Origin of the sequence: Haladaptatus sp. AB643 (assembly GCF_024136975.1) — an archaeon.
Lineage (GTDB): Archaea > Halobacteriota > Halobacteria > Halobacteriales > Haladaptataceae > Haladaptatus.
This window is the reverse complement of sequence record NZ_JAMYJW010000001.1, coordinates 696,762-713,624: the sequence shown is the minus strand read 5'-3', so window position 1 is coordinate 713,624 and position 16,863 is coordinate 696,762. Positions and strand designations below refer to the sequence as shown.

Annotated in this window: 16 protein-coding genes; 8 read left to right on the top strand and 8 right to left on the bottom strand. The window is 59.2% G+C overall.

All coding sequences use genetic code 11. The features are described 5' to 3' along the window. Positions 1-68 precede the first annotated feature (68 nt). Positions 69-692: a 2-phospho-L-lactate guanylyltransferase gene (cofC, locus tag NKF25_RS03650; protein WP_253225348.1), complete on the top strand. Its 624-nt coding sequence runs from the start codon at positions 69-71 to the stop codon at positions 690-692. A gap of 21 nt (positions 693-713) precedes the next feature. On the opposite strand, the gene NKF25_RS03645 is transcribed toward cofC, so the two are convergent. Beyond that, positions 714-1,361, bottom strand: a complete 648-nt coding sequence (locus tag NKF25_RS03645) for a S26 family signal peptidase (protein WP_066141213.1) — start codon at positions 1,359-1,361, stop codon at positions 714-716. Between the two features lie 112 nt (positions 1,362-1,473). On the opposite strand from NKF25_RS03645, the gene cofG reads away from it, so the two are divergent. Continuing rightward, the gene (gene cofG, locus NKF25_RS03640) at positions 1,474-2,559 is read left to right on the top strand and encodes a 7,8-didemethyl-8-hydroxy-5-deazariboflavin synthase subunit CofG (protein WP_253225347.1); all 1,086 of its coding nucleotides are present in this window, start codon (positions 1,474-1,476) and stop codon (positions 2,557-2,559) included. Between the two features lie 33 nt (positions 2,560-2,592). Here cofG and cofH read toward each other — a convergent pair whose 3' ends face one another. Then, a complete protein-coding gene (gene cofH, locus NKF25_RS03635; RefSeq protein WP_253225346.1) occupies positions 2,593-3,945 on the bottom strand; it encodes a 7,8-didemethyl-8-hydroxy-5-deazariboflavin synthase subunit CofH in 1,353 nt (450 codons plus the stop codon). Between the two features lie 145 nt (positions 3,946-4,090). Between cofH and NKF25_RS03630 the strand changes: the two genes are divergently transcribed. Both NKF25_RS03630 and NKF25_RS03625 read left to right on the top strand, forming a co-directional pair. Next, positions 4,091-5,110: a phosphoribosylaminoimidazolesuccinocarboxamide synthase gene (locus NKF25_RS03630; protein WP_253225345.1), complete on the top strand. Its 1,020-nt coding sequence runs from the start codon at positions 4,091-4,093 to the stop codon at positions 5,108-5,110. A gap of 852 nt (positions 5,111-5,962) precedes the next feature. Continuing rightward, positions 5,963-6,601 (top strand): class I SAM-dependent methyltransferase, encoded by a 639-nt coding sequence (locus NKF25_RS03625; RefSeq protein ID WP_253225344.1) that lies wholly within the window; start codon positions 5,963-5,965, stop codon positions 6,599-6,601. Positions 6,602-6,603: 2 nt separating this feature from the next. Here NKF25_RS03625 and NKF25_RS03620 read toward each other — a convergent pair whose 3' ends face one another. Continuing rightward, on the bottom strand, positions 6,604-7,560 hold the full coding sequence (locus NKF25_RS03620; RefSeq protein ID WP_253225343.1) for a formyltetrahydrofolate deformylase: 957 nt from the start codon (positions 7,558-7,560) through the stop codon (positions 6,604-6,606). 210 nt (positions 7,561-7,770) lie between these two features. Here NKF25_RS03620 and purS point away from each other — a divergent pair, with 210 nt between their 5' ends. Both purS and purQ read left to right on the top strand, forming a co-directional pair. Then, positions 7,771-8,022, top strand: a complete 252-nt coding sequence (purS, locus tag NKF25_RS03615) for a phosphoribosylformylglycinamidine synthase subunit PurS (RefSeq protein ID WP_066142421.1) — start codon at positions 7,771-7,773, stop codon at positions 8,020-8,022. Next, on the top strand, positions 8,019-8,693 hold the full coding sequence (gene purQ / locus NKF25_RS03610) for a phosphoribosylformylglycinamidine synthase I (RefSeq protein ID WP_253225342.1): 675 nt from the start codon (positions 8,019-8,021) through the stop codon (positions 8,691-8,693). Before purS ends, purQ begins: the two co-directional genes overlap by 4 nt. A 33-nt stretch (positions 8,694-8,726) precedes the next feature. On the opposite strand, the gene NKF25_RS03605 is transcribed toward purQ, so the two are convergent. Together NKF25_RS03605 and NKF25_RS03600 are read right to left on the bottom strand one after the other, a co-directional pair. Next, positions 8,727-9,662, bottom strand: a complete 936-nt coding sequence (locus NKF25_RS03605; RefSeq protein WP_253225341.1) for an EamA family transporter — start codon at positions 9,660-9,662, stop codon at positions 8,727-8,729. Between the two features lie 298 nt (positions 9,663-9,960). Next, positions 9,961-10,503: a winged helix-turn-helix domain-containing protein gene (locus NKF25_RS03600; RefSeq protein ID WP_253225340.1), complete on the bottom strand. Its 543-nt coding sequence runs from the start codon at positions 10,501-10,503 to the stop codon at positions 9,961-9,963. 1,161 nt (positions 10,504-11,664) lie between these two features. On the opposite strand from NKF25_RS03600, the gene NKF25_RS03595 reads away from it, so the two are divergent. Continuing rightward, positions 11,665-12,594: a hypothetical protein gene (locus NKF25_RS03595; RefSeq protein WP_253225339.1), complete on the top strand. Its 930-nt coding sequence runs from the start codon at positions 11,665-11,667 to the stop codon at positions 12,592-12,594. 407 nt (positions 12,595-13,001) lie between these two features. On the opposite strand, the gene NKF25_RS03590 is transcribed toward NKF25_RS03595, so the two are convergent. Both NKF25_RS03590 and NKF25_RS03585 read right to left on the bottom strand, forming a co-directional pair. Beyond that, complete coding sequence (locus NKF25_RS03590) at positions 13,002-13,499, bottom strand: CBS domain-containing protein (protein WP_066141194.1); 498 nt, start codon at positions 13,497-13,499, stop codon at positions 13,002-13,004. 116 nt (positions 13,500-13,615) lie between these two features. Then, positions 13,616-14,578 (bottom strand): diacylglycerol kinase family protein, encoded by a 963-nt coding sequence (locus NKF25_RS03585; RefSeq protein WP_253225338.1) that lies wholly within the window; start codon positions 14,576-14,578, stop codon positions 13,616-13,618. Between the two features lie 54 nt (positions 14,579-14,632). On the opposite strand from NKF25_RS03585, the gene NKF25_RS03580 reads away from it, so the two are divergent. Then, the gene (locus NKF25_RS03580; protein WP_253225337.1) at positions 14,633-15,349 is read left to right on the top strand and encodes a PHP-associated domain-containing protein; all 717 of its coding nucleotides are present in this window, start codon (positions 14,633-14,635) and stop codon (positions 15,347-15,349) included. A gap of 28 nt (positions 15,350-15,377) precedes the next feature. On the opposite strand, the gene NKF25_RS03575 is transcribed toward NKF25_RS03580, so the two are convergent. Continuing rightward, complete coding sequence (locus NKF25_RS03575; protein WP_253225336.1) at positions 15,378-16,682, bottom strand: arginine deiminase family protein; 1,305 nt, start codon at positions 16,680-16,682, stop codon at positions 15,378-15,380. Positions 16,683-16,863 lie beyond the last annotated feature (181 nt).

Genomic DNA, 16,863 nt, shown 5'->3' with positions numbered 1-16,863 from the left:
ACACCTTCGACCTTTTTGTCGTCCTCGCTTTCGCAACCACTTAACACGCCGACCGAGTACTTCAGTCCATGCAGGTAGTGGTGCCGTTCGCTGCGGGCGAACCGAAGACGAGACTCGCCGGGACACTGTCGGCCGACGAGCGCCGCGAGTTCGCGCTGGTGATGCTCGAAGACGTTCTCGGGACGATTCGTGCGACCGGTCGGAGCCCACGAGTGCTCACGACCCGCGAAATCGATATCGATGCACCACTCACCATCGACACTCGCCCGCTGACGCCCGCGGTGAACGCGGTACTTGCCGAATCGGTCGAATCAAAGGAGCGGGATTCCACGGCAATCGTGATGGCCGACCTCGCGTTGGCGACCCCGGACGCCCTCGAACGCCTCTTCTCGGCCGACGGCGACGTCGTCCTCGCGCCGGGCCGTGGCGGGGGGACGAACGCGCTCGTCGCCCGCCATCCCGACTTTCGGGTGGATTATCACGGCACCTCGTATCTCGACCACGTCGAAATCGCGGCGGCGGCGAACGCGTCCGTCACCGAACTCGACTCCCATCGCCTCGCGACGGACGTGGACGAACCGGACGACCTCGCGGAAGTGCTGTTGCACGGCGACGGTTCCGCCGGCGATTGGCTCGAAGACGCCGGGTTCTCGCTCTCGGTGACGAGCGGTCGCGTGACGGTCACGCGGTAGGAAAACCCGGAAAACGAACGATCAGACCGCCAGTCGAACCCAGCCGAGCCACGGGATTCGAATCTTCGCTTTGGCGACGATCCACGAGGATTCGACGGGGCTGCTGATCGGCCCGCCGATTCCCCGGTAAACCTGGTCGTACTCGCCGTTGTGGTCGCCCTTGGTGATGAACCCGGCGTGCGGTGCGGGGCAGTTCGGCAACTCCTCGCAGTTGTCCGCGCTTCCGATGAACTTCTGATCCGCCCTATCGTACCAGTTCTCGTTCTTTTGCACCCAGAACCGAGCACGATGGATGATCGGTGTCTCCCCGGTCGCGCCGTCCGGCCGATAGATGATCACGTCCCCGTAGCTATGGAACGACCGATAGCCCGACCCCTTCCCCGCGCGATACGGCACGACACCCGTGTCGCCGTACGACCCATCCCCGACGAATCGCCCTTTCTCTATCACGACGATGAGATCGCCCTTCTCCATGTGCGGTTGCATGCTGCCGCTCTCGACGGCGACCATGGGCGGCCACACACCCGTGATCGCAAACAGGAGGGCACCGATGGCGACGAGCCACAGTAGCGTCTTCAGTAGGTCGCGGAGCAGGGGAACTGGCTCCTCGTCGGTCGTCCGAAACCAGTGGAGTAGTTCCTTCGGCCCGGCATCGCTTGGCGGGGACATCTACCGGTTCGTATTTTGTATCGTTGCTTGAAACTTCGGATTCGGGGAGTGGGGGATTCGTTTCCGACCCGAAGCTCCAAACCCTTTTACCCCTCCTTCCGTAGCCCACGGTATGATTCCGGGGGCCGAAGAGTACGACATCGACATCACTTTCGACGAAGCGGAAATCGACCGACTGCTCGCCGTCACCCCGGCGGACGCGTCGCCCGCCGACGCGCTGACCTACGCGAAGAACGTCTTCGTTCCGCTGACGACGGCGTGTCGCTACACCTGCACGTACTGCACCTACTTCGACGCGCCGGGGCAGGCGTCGCTGCTGTCCCCCGAGGAGGTTCGGGACATCCTCGAAACCGGCGTCGATGCGGGCTGTACCGAGGCGCTGTTCACCTTCGGCGACGACCCCGACGACCGCTACACGCGGATTCACGAGCAGTTGGACGAGTGGGGCCACGACTCGATTCACTCCTACCTCCGGGAAGTGTGCGAACTCGCGCTGGACGTGGGTCTGCTTCCCCACTCGAATCCGGGCGACCAGACCCGCGAGCAGATGGAACTCGTCGCGGACGTGAACGCCAGCATGGGCGTGATGCTGGAGACGACGGCAGACGTGGACGCACACGCTGGTCCGCGACGGAAGAATCCGGGCCAGCGACTCGCCACGATTCGCAACGCGGGCGAACTCGGGGTTCCGTTCACGACCGGACTGCTCGTCGGCATCGGCGAGGAGTGGCGCGACAGGGCCGAGAGCCTGTTGGCGATTCGGGAACTGCACGAACGGTACGGACACGTTCAGGAGATCATCGTTCAGAACGTCGTCCCGAACGAGCGCTCGCGGTTCGAGCAACCGTCGGTCGAGACCATGCGCCGGGTCGTGGCGATGGCGCGGGTGGCGCTTCCGGACGAGATTTCGGTGCAGGTGCCGCCGAACCTCTCGCCGACGCGGGAACTGCTCGACTGCGGCGTGGACGATCTGGGCGGCGTGTCGCCCGTCACGGACGATTACATCAATCCGGACTACGAATGGCCCGCCCTGCGCGAACTGGAGGACATCGCGGAATCGGCGGGTGTTCCGCTCCACGAGCGTCTCCCGGTGTACGAACGATACGTCGCGAACGAGTGGGTTTCCGACCGAATTCGGACGGAGATCGACGCGAATACCGACGCCGGTCGGCGATACCGGGACGTTTTGGGGCGCTAATTCGGCCGGAACGGGATCGTCAGTCGAGAATCGTCAGTCGAGGAGCGGCGTACCGTCCGCACACGGGCCGAGCGTCGGGCCGAACGGCGGGTCGTCGGGGTCGATTTCGCGGATCTGCCGGTAGTCGGTCGAACGCTCCGCCGGAGTGCGGCCGATGGTCGTTATCATCTCGACGTATTCCTCGAAGGAGCGGAACTCGCCGAACTGGCCGCCCGCGCGTTTCGTGATCTCCTCCGAGAGGATGGTGCCCATGAAGTCGTTCGCGCCACAGGAGAGCATCTTGAGTCCCTGTTCGTCGCCGTATTTGACCCACGATGACTGGATGTTCTCGATGTTGTCCAAGAAGAGTCGGGCGACGGCGATGAGCAGTTCGTCCTCGTGGATGCTCGCTCCGTTCTCGACCATCCCGCGCTCGTACAGCGGCGTGTTCTGATGGATAAACGAGAGCGGGACGAACTCCGTTATCGCTCCCGTTCGGTCCTGTAACTCGCGGAGTTTTTCGAGATGCATCACGCGGTGCATCTCGTTTTCGACGTGGCCGTACATGATGGTCGCCGTCGTGTCGAGGCCGACGTTCGCGGCGGCCTCCATGGACTCCATCCACTCGTCCGTACGGATCTTTCCGGGACAGATGACGCCCCGCACCTCGTCCACCAGAATCTCGGCGGCGGTGCCCGGCGCGCTGTCGAGTCCGGCGGCCTTCAGCCTGCGGTACACCTCCTCGTAACTCCAGTCCGTGCCGCGACGGGCGTGATACGCTTCCTCGGGCGTCATCGAGTGGATGTGAATGCCGGGAAGGCTCATCGCGCGAATCTGATCGACGTACGTCGCGGGGTCGGTTTTGTACTCGTCCGGGTGTTTGAAGTTCAAATCGCCGCGCTCGCTCGCATCGAGGATTTCGAGGTGTTCGTCGTCGAGCGCGAGTCCGGGGTGGAGACCGCTGACCGACGTAACCTCGTAGATGCCGCGTTCGCGTGCGTCGGCGACGATTTCACGGGATTCGTCCGGCGTTTTCGTGAATCCGCCGTGATCCTCGTCCGCGCCGACCTCGAAGTTCCGTGCGGTGTTCTTGAAGTTGCAGAAGAGACAACCGGTGTTGCACGCCGTCGTGACGTTGTTGTTCAGGTTGGCGACGAACGTGACCGTGTCGCCGACGACTTCCTCGCGGCGGCGGTCGGCGGCCTCCAACACGCGCTCCTTTCGGACGAGGTCGATGCCGGGGTGGTCGGTGCCGGTCGTCAGCAGTTCGACGCCGTCGGCGACCGTCAGTCGGTCGCCGTTTCGCGCCCGTTCGAGGGCGTTCTCGAACGATTGATCCGTCTCCGGGACGTGTTCGAACCCGAACCGGTCCCGTGGGATGTTGCTCTCCGCGCGCACGTTAGCCATGGGACAATCATCCCGTCCGACCCCCAAAAATCGCAGGGTCACGGCAGACACCACTGCATGCATATGTACATCTTTCGGCCACATGTCGGCTCAGTTCAGCACGAAGATGGAAACTACTTAGTCCGGGGACGGCAGAAACACCACCATGACGAGTGTGAAGGAGTTCCGGGTCGAGGAAGAACCGACGCCGGACTCACTCGGGCGCGGGTCGTTCGTGTTCACGAACGACTACTCGGTGTTCGACTGGGGCAAGATGCCCGATACGATTCCGGACAAGGGCGCGAGCCTCTGTACCATGGGCGCGTTCAACTTCGAACGACTGGAGGAGGAAGGCATTCCGACCCACTACCGCGGCGTCGTTTCCGACGGCAACGTGGTTTCCCTCTCGGACGTGACCGAACCGCCGACCGAGATGGCCATCGATCTGACGCAGGTACCGAACCTGCCGCACGAGGGCCGAGATTACGATTACGAACTGTTCCACAGCGGCGCGAACGACAACTACCTCATCCCGCTGGAGGTCGTCTTCCGTAACAGCGTGCCGGTCGGATCGAGTCTGCGCCGCCGCACCGACCCCGCCGACCACGGGCTGGACTTCCCGGAGTGGCCCGATGGAGCCGTCCAACTCGAAGAGCCGGTGATCGAGTTCTCGACCAAGTTCGAGAAGGGCGACCGATATCTCTCGCGGAGCGAGGCGGACGAAATCGCGGGGAAGGCCGACATCTCGGAACTGGAACGCGTCGCACGCGAGGTCAACGACCTCGTCACCCGGCAGGCCGCGAAATCGAACCTGACCCACGAGGACGGCAAGATCGAGTGTCTCTACTACGACGGCGAGATTCGCGTCGCCGACGTGGTCGGCACCTTCGACGAGAACCGGTTCACCTTCCACGGCCAGCAGGTCAGCAAGGAGTTCATCCGCCAGTACCACAAGCGCGAGCAACCCGCGTGGGTCGACGCCGTCAAGGACGCCAAAGTCGAGGCGAAAGAGCGGGACATCGCCGACTGGAAATCGCTGTGTTCCGAGGACCCACAGCCGCTCCCGGACGAACTGCTCACCGCCGCCCGTGACCTCTACACCGCCGGTACCAACGCCTACGTCAGCCGCGACTTCTTCGACGCGCCGTCGCTGGAGGACGCCGTCATGGCCGTCAAAGAGCTGTAAAATCGGCGAACGGGCTTGGATAGGTGCGTTTTAGCGTTGTTTTTCGGAAAGAAGTATTACTCTGGATTCGCTGACTGTCGTCGAGAATCGTCTCTCGGAACAGCAACGAGGTGGGTTTGTCTGGTGTGTGATTGCGGTTACTGGTAGGTAGACTACCTCGAAAGCCCCCGCCCGTTCCCTCCGCACAGAAGGGTTTGATTCCTAGTCTGATTTCAGTACCCGAGCCGCATGAATACCGCAATCGCACCACGCCCTCCCCAACCTATTCCTCCGCTCACGGGAATTTAAGTCGCTCCGTCATCCCTCGCGCGCGTTTCTCGCGCGCGCCACTCGGTTGGACGGGCGGGGCGATATTGGCCAGCTGACCGGCGTGCGGAGGCGCACGTCAGTACGCCCGCGCGAGGTCTTCGTGAGCGAACGATGTGAGTGAACGAATGGCTCGTCAGAGCCTGACGGTGGACGAGCGACCGTAGGGAGCGAGGAGGTTGGGGAGGTGTGTGGGTGGTGCGGTGGCGGTCGGGTAGGACTGAAAGGGGCCGCCCGCTCGCGTTTACGTGGGCGTCTGTGCAGGCAACTATCTGTGCGAACGGTGTGGAGAGCACAGATATCCTGCACAGCGACCGCGAGCGGGCGGGGGCTTTCGAGGTCGTCTGCTTCTCAGCAACTCCAATCGCAAAGCAATCAAACCCATGTCGTAGCGAGCGGCCGGGGGCTTTCTGGGCCTTCATCGTAGTCCTTGCCGTCACAAGAAATTCGGCTCGAAATCAGTTACGTAGCAATCCCTGTCGGTGACGAAGCTTTTTATGCGAGACCGAACCAAGGGACCCACAGCACCGTCAGCTCACATAACCCATGCCCTACGATAGAAACGACGTTCGTCGCGCGTACGACCGAATCGCGGATGAGTACCTCGCTGAGCGAAGTGAAGACGACGACAGCGAGGACCTCGCGTTGTTGGAGGAGTTCTACATGCACCTCCCGGAGGACGCCCGCGTGCTCGACGCCGGTTGTGGTGCCGGTCGTCCCATCGCGCAACTGCTGGCGGGGGATGTCGATCTGGTCGGAATCGATTTCTCGCGCGAACAGATAGCCCGTGCCCGGAAGAACGTTCCCGAGGGGCGGTTCTGCCAAGCGGATATGACCGAACTCGGATTCGGAGACGGCACGTTCGACGGTATCTGTGCCTACCACTCGATCATTCACGTGCCGTCGGGCAACCATCCCGACGTAGCACGGGAGTTCCGTCGTCTCCTGCGGCCGGGTGGCCATCTCCTCCTTACGATCGGTTCCGAGGCGTGGGAGGGAAGTAACGACGATTGGCTCGGGACGGGTGTCGAAATGCATTGGAGCATCCCGTCGCCGGACGAGAGCGAGCGAATTCTGGAGGAATCAGGGTTCGAAATTCGCTGGCGACACACCGTAAACGACGAGATGGGCGGAACCGCCACGTTCGTCCTCGCACGGCGTACCGAGTCGGAAGAGACGAAGTAATTTCAGTCGTCGGACTCGCCGAGAGCGAGGGTCCCGTCGATCGGTCCGTCAGGCATCTCGGCGTCGAGTTCGGGTGGCATGCCGAGTTGATACTTCGATTCGTCACCACCGCTTTCGCGCAGTTCCGTTCGACCGCGACGGATCTCCACGTCGTCGTTGAGGTGGAGGCGGACGGCTTCGAGGAGCGCGTCGGCTTCGAGCGGTTGGCCGCGTTCGCGTAGCGCTTCGACCGCGGCGTCGTCCGGGACGTTGAACACGCGCTGGGAGATAATGGGGCCCTGATCCAGATCGGTCGTCACGTAGTGAGCGGTGACGCCAGCGATGCGAGCACCCGCTTCCTTGGCCTGTCGGTAGGCTTTCGCGCCGGGGAACGCCGGGAGCAGGCTTGGGTGGATGTTGATGATGCGCCCCTCGTAGCGGAAGACGACGTTGGGGCTCAAAATGCGCATGAACCGCGCGAGGACGACGAGGTCGGTGTCGTAGTCGTCCAGCAGTGAGAGCAATTTCTCTTCGTCGTGGACGCCGCCGTCATCGCCGACGTCGTGGAAGGGGATTCCGTGCTCGGTCGCGAGCGGTTCGAGGTCGTCGTGATTGCCGATGATGACTCCGATTTCGGCGTCGAACTCGTCGCGGGCGTCGAGCAGTCGCTGCAGACAGTGGGACTCCTTCGTGACGAGGACGGCGACCTGTCGGGAGTCGCGTTCGGACGGGAAGCGGACGCGGACGTCCACATCCAAATCGTCGCCGAGGTCGGCGAGGTCGCGCCGGAGTCGGTGTTTGCTCACGTCCATGTCGCTCGTCTCGACGTGGACCGTCATCCGGAAGACGCCCTCGCGGACGGCTTGGTCGATGTCCTCGATGTTGATTCCGCGCTCGAAGAGGAGGGTCGTGACGTTGGCGACGAGTCCGGTGTCGTCGTCGCCGACGACGGTGATTTCGGTTAGCTCTCGGTGGTTCATCGCTTCACCTGCCGGTTGCGAAATTGGGCCATAGAGGATGTGTATTGCGGGCGGGCGGGAAAAGTATTCGCTCCCGTGCAAAATTTCCCGACCGTGCTGACAATCGTCAGGGGGTGCCTATACGGGTTCCCACTGCCCGGGAGTACCACGAACGTGCACAACGAATCGGTTCCAAAAGAGCTTTTGAACACGAACGCGCACGGTCAACCGATGACTGCTTACACCGCGACGGTGACGGTTCGGCTAAAGGCGGGCGTGCTCGACCCGGAGGCCGAAACGACCCGAGGAGCGCTCGAACGACTCGGTTTCGAACTGGAATCGCTGCGCTCGGCGGACGAGTTCGAAATCGACCTCGACGCCGAATCGTCCTCGGACGCGGAGGAACGCGCCGGGGAGATGGCCGAGCGTCTGCTGGCCAATCCGACGATTCACGACTACACGGTGGCCGTCGAGGAGCGATGACGGTCGCAATCGTCCAGTTCGGCGGGAGCAACTGCGACCGCGACGCGATTCGCGCGCTCACCCACATCGGCGTGGACGCGGAACTCGTTTGGCACGAGGACGACCTGCCGGAGGACACGACCGGCGTGATGCTGCCGGGTGGATTCTCCTACGGGGACTACCTCCGTGCGGGTGCCATCGCGGCGAACTCGCCCATCATGGGACAGGTGCGCGAGGCCGCCGAGTCGGGCGTTCCCGTCCTCGGCGTCTGCAACGGCGCACAAATCGGCTGTGAGTCCGGACTCACGCCCGGCGCGTTCACGACCAACCGGAGCGCGCGCTTCCAGTGTGAACACGTCTACCTGCGCGTCGAAAACGCCGACACGCCGTGGACCGCGGCCTACGAGGAAGGGGAAGTCATCGAAGTCCCCATCGCACACGGCGAGGGGCGCTTCGAGATTACCGACGAGAAGTACGAGGAACTCGACGCCGACGACCGTATCCTCTTCCGCTACTGCGACGAGAACGGCGTCGTCAACGACGAGACGAACCCCAACGGGTCGAAAGGTAGCGTGGCCGGAATCATCGGCGATTCGGATTCCGTCGCGGTCATGATGCCCCATCCCGAGCGAGCGACGCTCCCCGACATCGGCGGCACCGACGGCGAGGGCGTCCTCTACGGGTTCGCCTGAGCTTCGATTCTCGAACAATCGGATTTTCTCGACTCAGCGTCCGGACGTGAACACGCCCGTCACGCGGGGGAGTTCGCGCGAAATCGCGTGGCGTTTCAGCAGGCAGAAGCCCGCGAAAACGATACAGAATCCGACGACGGTCAGAGGGGTCACCACCTCGTCGAGGAAGTACCAACCCGTGAGCGCCGCGAACAGAGGGGCAACGTACGAAACGAGGTTGATCTCGACCGCGCCGAGGCGATCGAGCAGGTCGAAGTAGATCAGAAAGCCGATCGCGCTCGCGAAGATGGAGAGGTAAGCGATGGCGACGATTGCGTCGGGCGTCCACCGGATCGCCGAGAAAGATTCGCTCGGGCGGGCGACGCTGATGGCGTGCATCATGAGCGCGCCGAGGAGCATCGACCACGCTTCCATCGTCTCGATGGGGAGTTCGGCCTCGATTCGCTGCGTGAGGACGCTGCCGAGCGCGAACGAGAACGCGGCGAGGAACACGAGCAATTGCGGAATCACCGTCGTCGTCAGCGATTCACCCGAACCGGAGTTCGAGAGGCTCAGGACTGCCACACCGACGAATCCGAGAAGCAATCCGGCGATTCCGGCGGGCGTAAGCCGCTCGCTGGGAAGGAATATCCTGGCGAAACCGGAGGTCAGAATCGGGCTGAGGCTGACGATGATGGCGGCGGCGGCGCTCGGCGTCCGTCGTTCACCGATGAACAGGAACGAGTGATACGCCGCGATCATCAGCGCGCCCCCGACGAGGACGAGCGTCCACTCGCCGCGCGTCCGTGGCCGCCAGCGGTCGGTCACGTAGATGGCGTAGGCGAGCATCAACACGCCCGCCACGTCGTAGCGAATCGCCGCGAACAGGACCGGCGGAATGAACTCCAGTCCGGCCCGGATGGCCATGAACGCCGACCCCCAGAACGCGGCGAGAATAACGAACAGCAGAACGTTTCGATACCGGGTCACTGTACGAGGTCTCTCCCGAGAGGTGGTGTAGGTTTCGAAAACCCACCTCGAATGCCGCATCATTTAATCGCTTAAAGCGACAGTGGGAGCTTCGAGACCACTTGATTCCGCAGTTGGACGCTCATCTTCCCGCAGAACGCGAATTGTAATCCTGCATCAGATGAGTGTCGGTACTCCCCTTACTGAGGTTGTGATTAATCTGTTGGCACAGTGGGATAGAGCTATCGGCATAATGTGTCTTAGTCCTCGATCCCATTACCGCTCGAATGGTTCTCGGTTAGTATTGGCTACCAACGGATTAGCTTCCAGTATTATACTTGATTTCGATACCCAGGTGTCTGAACATCCAGTCGATAGCCGCAATCGCACCAGATGCGATGAAGAATCCTGCCGATACCATACTCGCTAATAGACCATATCGAATGACGGTTTCTGTACTGATGAATGGCGGTATAATATCGTATGCGAGTGCTACCGTCGAGATTGAGGTGAAGATAACAGTTAGTACCCCAGACAATATTCCCAACATTGCAAGCTGTAGGCTGATTCGTTCTTGAATCAGTTGGATAATCGGATATTGAGCAGAAGTCGGCTCTCTGACCTCGCTTTGAAGCCACCATAGTTTAGATCGTCCTGGCTTTCGTGATCCTACGATACCTTCGTCCTCCAAATCATCTAATCGCCGACGGACTTGGCGTGGGACGAGATTCACATGTTCTGCAATCTCCGAAGTTGTGAGGATAGAATGGTCCTCTCGTGCGAAGGCATTGAAAATTCCTTCATTTTGCTCTTTCAGATATGGGTCTATATCCTCCACCTCTTCGCTGTCTTTTGATTTCATCATGATGTCCCTATGCGGACACGGACATGTCTGAATGCAGACGCACTGTGTCCTTGTCCCGATAGAGACGTTCGCACCCTCTTATAATCCTATGGCAAGCTGAACCTAATTTGTGATGTATAGCAAACAAACCAATCGTGTCGAAATTGTTCGAGATAGTGACAAAGAGTGCGTAAGAACGGTGGTTACGAATGTCTGAAGAGCCTCTTGTGGTTGGAGGTACATTCCTAATTGGTGGTATTTTCATGAACATATTATCGTCATCGATATATACAGTGATGGATGTCCATCTTCGAGGATGGGCATGGTTGCTAATACTGATTGGCATCACCATCATCGCCGTTCGGTTACTCGCAATGATGGAGTAATCAGTCATCGATGACTATTTGATCAGAGTACCACCACAAATGACAATATTCAGTAGCAAAGTTGAAGTCTTCTTACTCCAGAATTACTTATGTTGGATCCAGCGTAGGTTTCTGGAATGCAGCCAGAATCCTCGTTGTTCTACGAAGGGAATATTTGGTACAGCAACTGCACGGTTACGAGGATGAGGATTGTTGTGCAGATTACGAGGAGCAATGAGAATTGGGAGAGGACGAGAAGCAATACCCAAATGAGACATGCTATAGCAATAACGAACTTCTGAACTGCATTGAGTAGTGTGCTAAGCTTCTCGACAACGACTGTAATTGATTGAATGTTATTCTGGGGCGATTCATCCTTCTGACCGTTGATGTCACTCTCTGTCCTCATGTCTTACTCTCGAAGATCAACGGAGCAGAATACAACGCATGGGTGTTGGATCCAGCGTAGATTTCTGTCCGTGAACCTCGTTTTCAATTTATCCATAATCCATATATAACTGTTGTCCATACACAAGGCTCTTATGACATAGATTAAGGATCTTAAAGGCCCAACAATAGAGAATAGCGGGCTTGTATCGGTGAAATCCTCTATCGTGAAAAACCACGGTGGAAACTCCATTTATATAGGGATAGATCATTCCGTCATAGATAGAATATTTTCCTAACTTCTCTTCGAGAGGGTCATCATACTAGATGGCGAGTGAGCGTAGAGACATCCTTCTCCCGAGATTCATGCATTGTACAAAGATATCTCGGTGTAGGAGTTTTATGTTCTTAGGACAATAATTAGTTTATGAGCTATGAAGATCTCAAATCGGCACATGTTCTTTTTAATCGACTAGAATGCAATAAATGCAAAACAGAGTTCGATGACTCTCCCAAATTTAGTAGAGTGAATGATGGTTCAGATCTTCTCTTCACAACCGATTATACTTGTCCTGATTGCGACACAGATTATAATATTCGAATTTCCGATGTAGAGGCGGGTTTGTCAATAAAGACGTATCTATCCGTTCAAGACCCAGACACCGACGTTGCTAGAATACATTCTGTAGGTATTGATCCACTTGTGAAGATGGAAACTCACAATTTTAGGGAAATTCTTGATAATTTGAATGAGCTAAAACAGGCGTTAAAAATACTCTATGTGAATGGGAGACGAATCATAGAATCTTGCGAAGAATTTCGTGAGAATGGGTTTGACGGTGATAGAGCGTTTAACACGGAGGTGATAACTGATCTCCATAATTATGCTGCATCTGCATATTCGTTTGACCAAATTTTCCATACTACTCAAAATCATTTACCGACAGATGGCGATGTCCCTAAAAGTAGAGAGGAATATAAAGAAAAATACCATGTTATTGAAGGTCTCCGAGTATATTCACAGCACAATCTAACGATTCCTGTCAACTACTCCTATTTCTATAATCCTGATCTCGACACCCAACGTAGTACGATAACTGTCCCACTTGACGAAGTACAAACGATTGAATCAGATGTAGACCGTTATCCTCCGTATGGCTATAACCATCCTAGTAAAGACAAAAATTCAGGTTGGAACCCATATTCAGAAATTGGCTTTGACAAAATTGATGTCGAATACTATGTTGAAGGTCATTTCAATGCAGCAAAATCACTAGTAAGGGTCATCTGGAAATATGCCTATGAGAAAAATGAGGATGAGTTCAAAGACTATATTGAACTACAACGGTCGTTATAGAACGTCTATTAGTTCGATGATGTCCCAAAAGTCACATCAAACGCCGATTCTTCATCATCCTCTACAGCACAATTCTCTTTGATATACCAGTGCCGTCGGTTCTCGTCAAGTGTCTCTTTGTAGTGAGCGTCATCACGTTCTCGACGGATTTCTCGTTGGTGAAGCGAACTATCCTCAACAAGGTGTCGATAGCATCATCTACGCTCTCACGGACATTCTCGACTGACTGAACTGATGTACCAAGCTGATCGACGTTGGTCGAGATACAATTCAACTGCTTCGGTCGGCGGTATTGGGGTTAGGTCTGTCATGTGTATTCAGGCCAAAACCCCAGTAAAAGGAGTCGTAGTGTAGGTTTCGAAAACCCACCCCGAATGCCGGGTTCGATAGCGGAACGTCGCCCCGTCTCACCGCGCGCGGCGTTCGTCCCGAAGCGCCCGCAGCACGTCCTGTCGGGCGATGATGCCGACGAGTTTTCCGTCCTCGACGACCGGCAAACGGTTGATGTCGTTTTCCGCGTCGACCAGCAGATCGAGGACGCGGTCGATGTCGTCGTCGGGCGTCACCGTCACCACGTTCTCGCTCATGACCGTTCGGACCGGTTTTCCGGCGTTTCGCACGAGGTCGATACCCACATCGAACTCGTCCCACGAGAGGTCGAACCCGTATTCCAGACTTTCGAGAAACGGCGGGAAGCCGATGGGAATCCACAGCGTTCGGTCGCTCGGCTGAAACATATGTACGAAGTCGTGTTGGGTGACGATACCGACGACCTCCCCGTCGTCCGTGACGGGAAACCCGTTGAACTGCACCCGCGCGAGACGGGTCAGCACTTCCCCGATTTCGTCGTCGGGCGAGACGGTTTCCACCTCAGTCGTCATCAAATCGCGGGCCGTGATTGCCATACGCGAACTGAGGCACGGGGGCGGCGTAAACGTTGTTACGAAGACGGCGATGATGGCGACACGGTTCGAATATCACTTGGTCACGTTCAGCGCCGATTCCGCCGGAACGTCCAACCTCATCGTCGCTTCTCCGGATATCGCTCGTACCCTTCACCGACGGGAATTTCGAGCGCGTTTTCACGAACGTCGAGCGTCAGTTCGTCCCATTCGCCCATCTCGCCGTCCAGGCTGAACTCGACGGGCGAGTTCCCCTCGATTTCGATGTTCAGCGTCGGCGTCTGAAGGTGGGTGACGTTCTCGGTTTCGGCCCCGAACAGGCGCTGCATCGTGGCTTCCTGCAGGAGGTTCGCGGCGGGGACGTTTTCGACGATGGTCACGTCGAGCAGGCCGTCCTCCATGTTCGCCTGCGTGCGCCCCTTCGTCGGAAACCGTCGGCCGTTGCCGACGAGGACGAAGACGGCGTCGCCCGACCACGAAACGTCGCCCTCGTCGGACGCCTCGATGGAGAGCGGCAACCCCTCGTAGTCGGTCATCAACTGGAGGGTGTTCACGACGTAGGCCAGCACGCCGAGGCGCTCTTTCTGCTCGGGATCGGTCTCGTGGCTCGCGTCGGCCGTCAACCCGCCGACACAGGAGTTGACGAAGGGGCGACCGTTCGCCGTCCCGAGGTCGATCCGCCTGCGCTCGCCCGAATCGAGCACGTCGAAGGCGTGGGAGATGCTCCGGACGCCGATGTTTCCGGCGAAGTTGTTGCCCGTCCCGGCCGGGACCACGCCGAACGTCACCGAGTCCAGCGCGTCCGCTTCGTCCAACCCCAGAACGACTTCGTGGAGGGTTCCGTCACCCCCTGCGGCAGCGACCAGCGACGCGCCGCTTTCGGTGGCCTTTCGTGCGAACTCGACGGCGTCGCCCTCACCCTGCGTTTCGAGCACGGTGTAGTCGTGTTCGATGGCGAGGCTCCGGACCTGTTCGCGGTGGGTCCCGTCGCCGCTGATCGGGTTGGAGATCACGACGCGCTCGTACTCGATTCCGTCCTCGGTCGCCGCGAGGTCATCCACGGCGTCCCCGTCGGCTTTCATGCCGAGGAAAACCGGCGGAAAAACCAAAGACCTATCGGCTGCATATTGACGAACGTGTTTGCCATCGACCTACACGCCCACACGCGATTTTTCCACGGCCACGAACAGGCCGCTGCGCTCTTCGACCCGATTGGCGTCAGACTGCTCGAACTGGGAGCCCGCTATCGGGGGTTGGACGGCGTCGCATTGACGAATCACGATTACTACCATTCGTTCTCCGGGCAACTCGTGCAGACGATTCCGGGCATCGAGGTGTCCTCGACGAAGGGCCACATCCTCGTGGTCGGACCCGACCCACCGACGCGCACCTCCCCGGGGACGCTCACGCCGAAGGAGGTGGTCGAGTTGGCCCACGAACGCGGCTGTGCCGCCATCGTCGCCCATCCCTACCGGAACAGCACGGTGCGCGAGGTGGACGCGGAGTTCGACGCCATCGAGGTCAACGGCAAACATCCGCGAACCGAGCAGTGGGCGCGGGACTTGGCGGAACAGTACGACCTGCCGCTCGTCGGCGGGAGCGACGCCCACTATCCCATCGAAGTCGGACGGGCCTACACGCTGGTCGATGCCGACACGCTCACACCCGAGAACGTCGTCGCCGCGATTCGTGACGGCCGAGTGAAACCGGAAGTTCGGCGCGGGACGTTGGACAAACTCGTCCGCCGCGGCTATCGGAAGGTCCACCAACAGAAGGAGAACCTCCATCGCCCGAAGGAGGAAACGCCGGGTGTGGGAGAGCCGCCGAAAAGCGAGACGAACGGGGACGACTGAAAGACGAACGGGAACGACTGAACCATAACTACGCGCGCCGGAGCGGCGTCGTGACGCAGTGGACGCCGCCGTATCCTGCCCGGAGGTGTTCCAGCGGAATTCCGACGCCGTCCGGAACGACGTCGAGTCCTTCCGCGCGCATGGTCTCGATGAGTTCGTTGCGTGCCGGGTCGTACTCACCGTCCTCGTCGGGGTAGTGTATCGGGAGTATCTTCCCGGCGTCGAGCGTGAGGAAGTTCGTCCCGACGGCGCGCTCGTCGAACGGCACGTCGATGATGCGGTAGTCCTTCTCGGAGAGGTACTCCCCGAAGCCGATGGTTCGGAGGTGTTCGTAGCCCGTTCCCGTCCGACCGTACACCTCCACGTCGGTGTTGTCCACGAGGTGTTTTCGAGCGACCGCAATACCCTCATCGGCGATGTTGAACCACGTATCGAGGTGCATCACCTCCATGTCCGTCTCCGCCGTCTCGCCACCGTTCGTCTTCCAGGCCTGTTCCTCGGCGTCCGCGGTCCGCGGCGCGTGGACGAGTCCGACTTCGTCGTAGGACATCACGTCGGCTTCCAGCAGCGTCCGACCCGCGCCGCGTGTCGTCCGAATCGGAATCTCGGTTTCGCCCTCGAACGCCGAGATACCGAGCAGTGCGAACTCGCCCGCCGGAATGAAATCGCCGCCCTCCAACGTCTGGTCCGTGGGCTGGAAGAATTCCACGAGGCCGTTGTGGGGCCGCGGCGAACCGCCGATCGCTTCCCAACCCTTGACCGCGATTCCCGTCTCCGCGTCCCGCGTCTCGTTCCGGAACGATCCGATGACGGGACCGTCGTCCGTGACGATCTGCTGGTCGCGCTGGAAGTAGAGGTTCGAGAGCGGTTGTCGGAAACGGATGCTCGTCGTGTCGAAGCGCCCGACGCTGAAATCGTGGTCGCCAGTCTTCCCCGACCCGTTTCGGTGGCGGTACAGCGTCGCGTTGCTCCCGACGAGTTGCAGTTTTTCGTACGGGGGAAGCGAGAGCAACTCGTTCCACATCGAGTCCCGCGTCGCAGTCCGTCTGTCTCGGGGTAAATCGCTACAGTCGATACGGACGCGCGACGCGAGCAGGGCGTCGAGGGTCGTCCCCTCCGCGAGGTCGTCACAGAGATGGTGGACGGTGACGCCGTTCGCTTCGAGGATTTCGACCAGTCGTTCGTGTTCCCGCTGTGCGTTGGCGACGGAGGACTGACTGCGAAACAGGTTCGGCACCGGATCGACCGCGCCGACGAACGTTTCACACCCCGGTTTGTGTACCCGGACGGCGCGGAGTCGATCGAACTCCGCTTCGCTTCGATAATCGTACATCTGACGTTCGAATAGACGCACGACGAATAACTGCATAAATATAGTGCAAAGTCGAGATTAGATTGCCATACGTTCTATTTTGGCCAAAGATATAAATCGTTTAGACAGAGAGAGCCGCGTAAACAGCCCGAAAAGCCAACGTTCGAAACCTCACGGTCGGCATCCGAACCCGAACGAACGG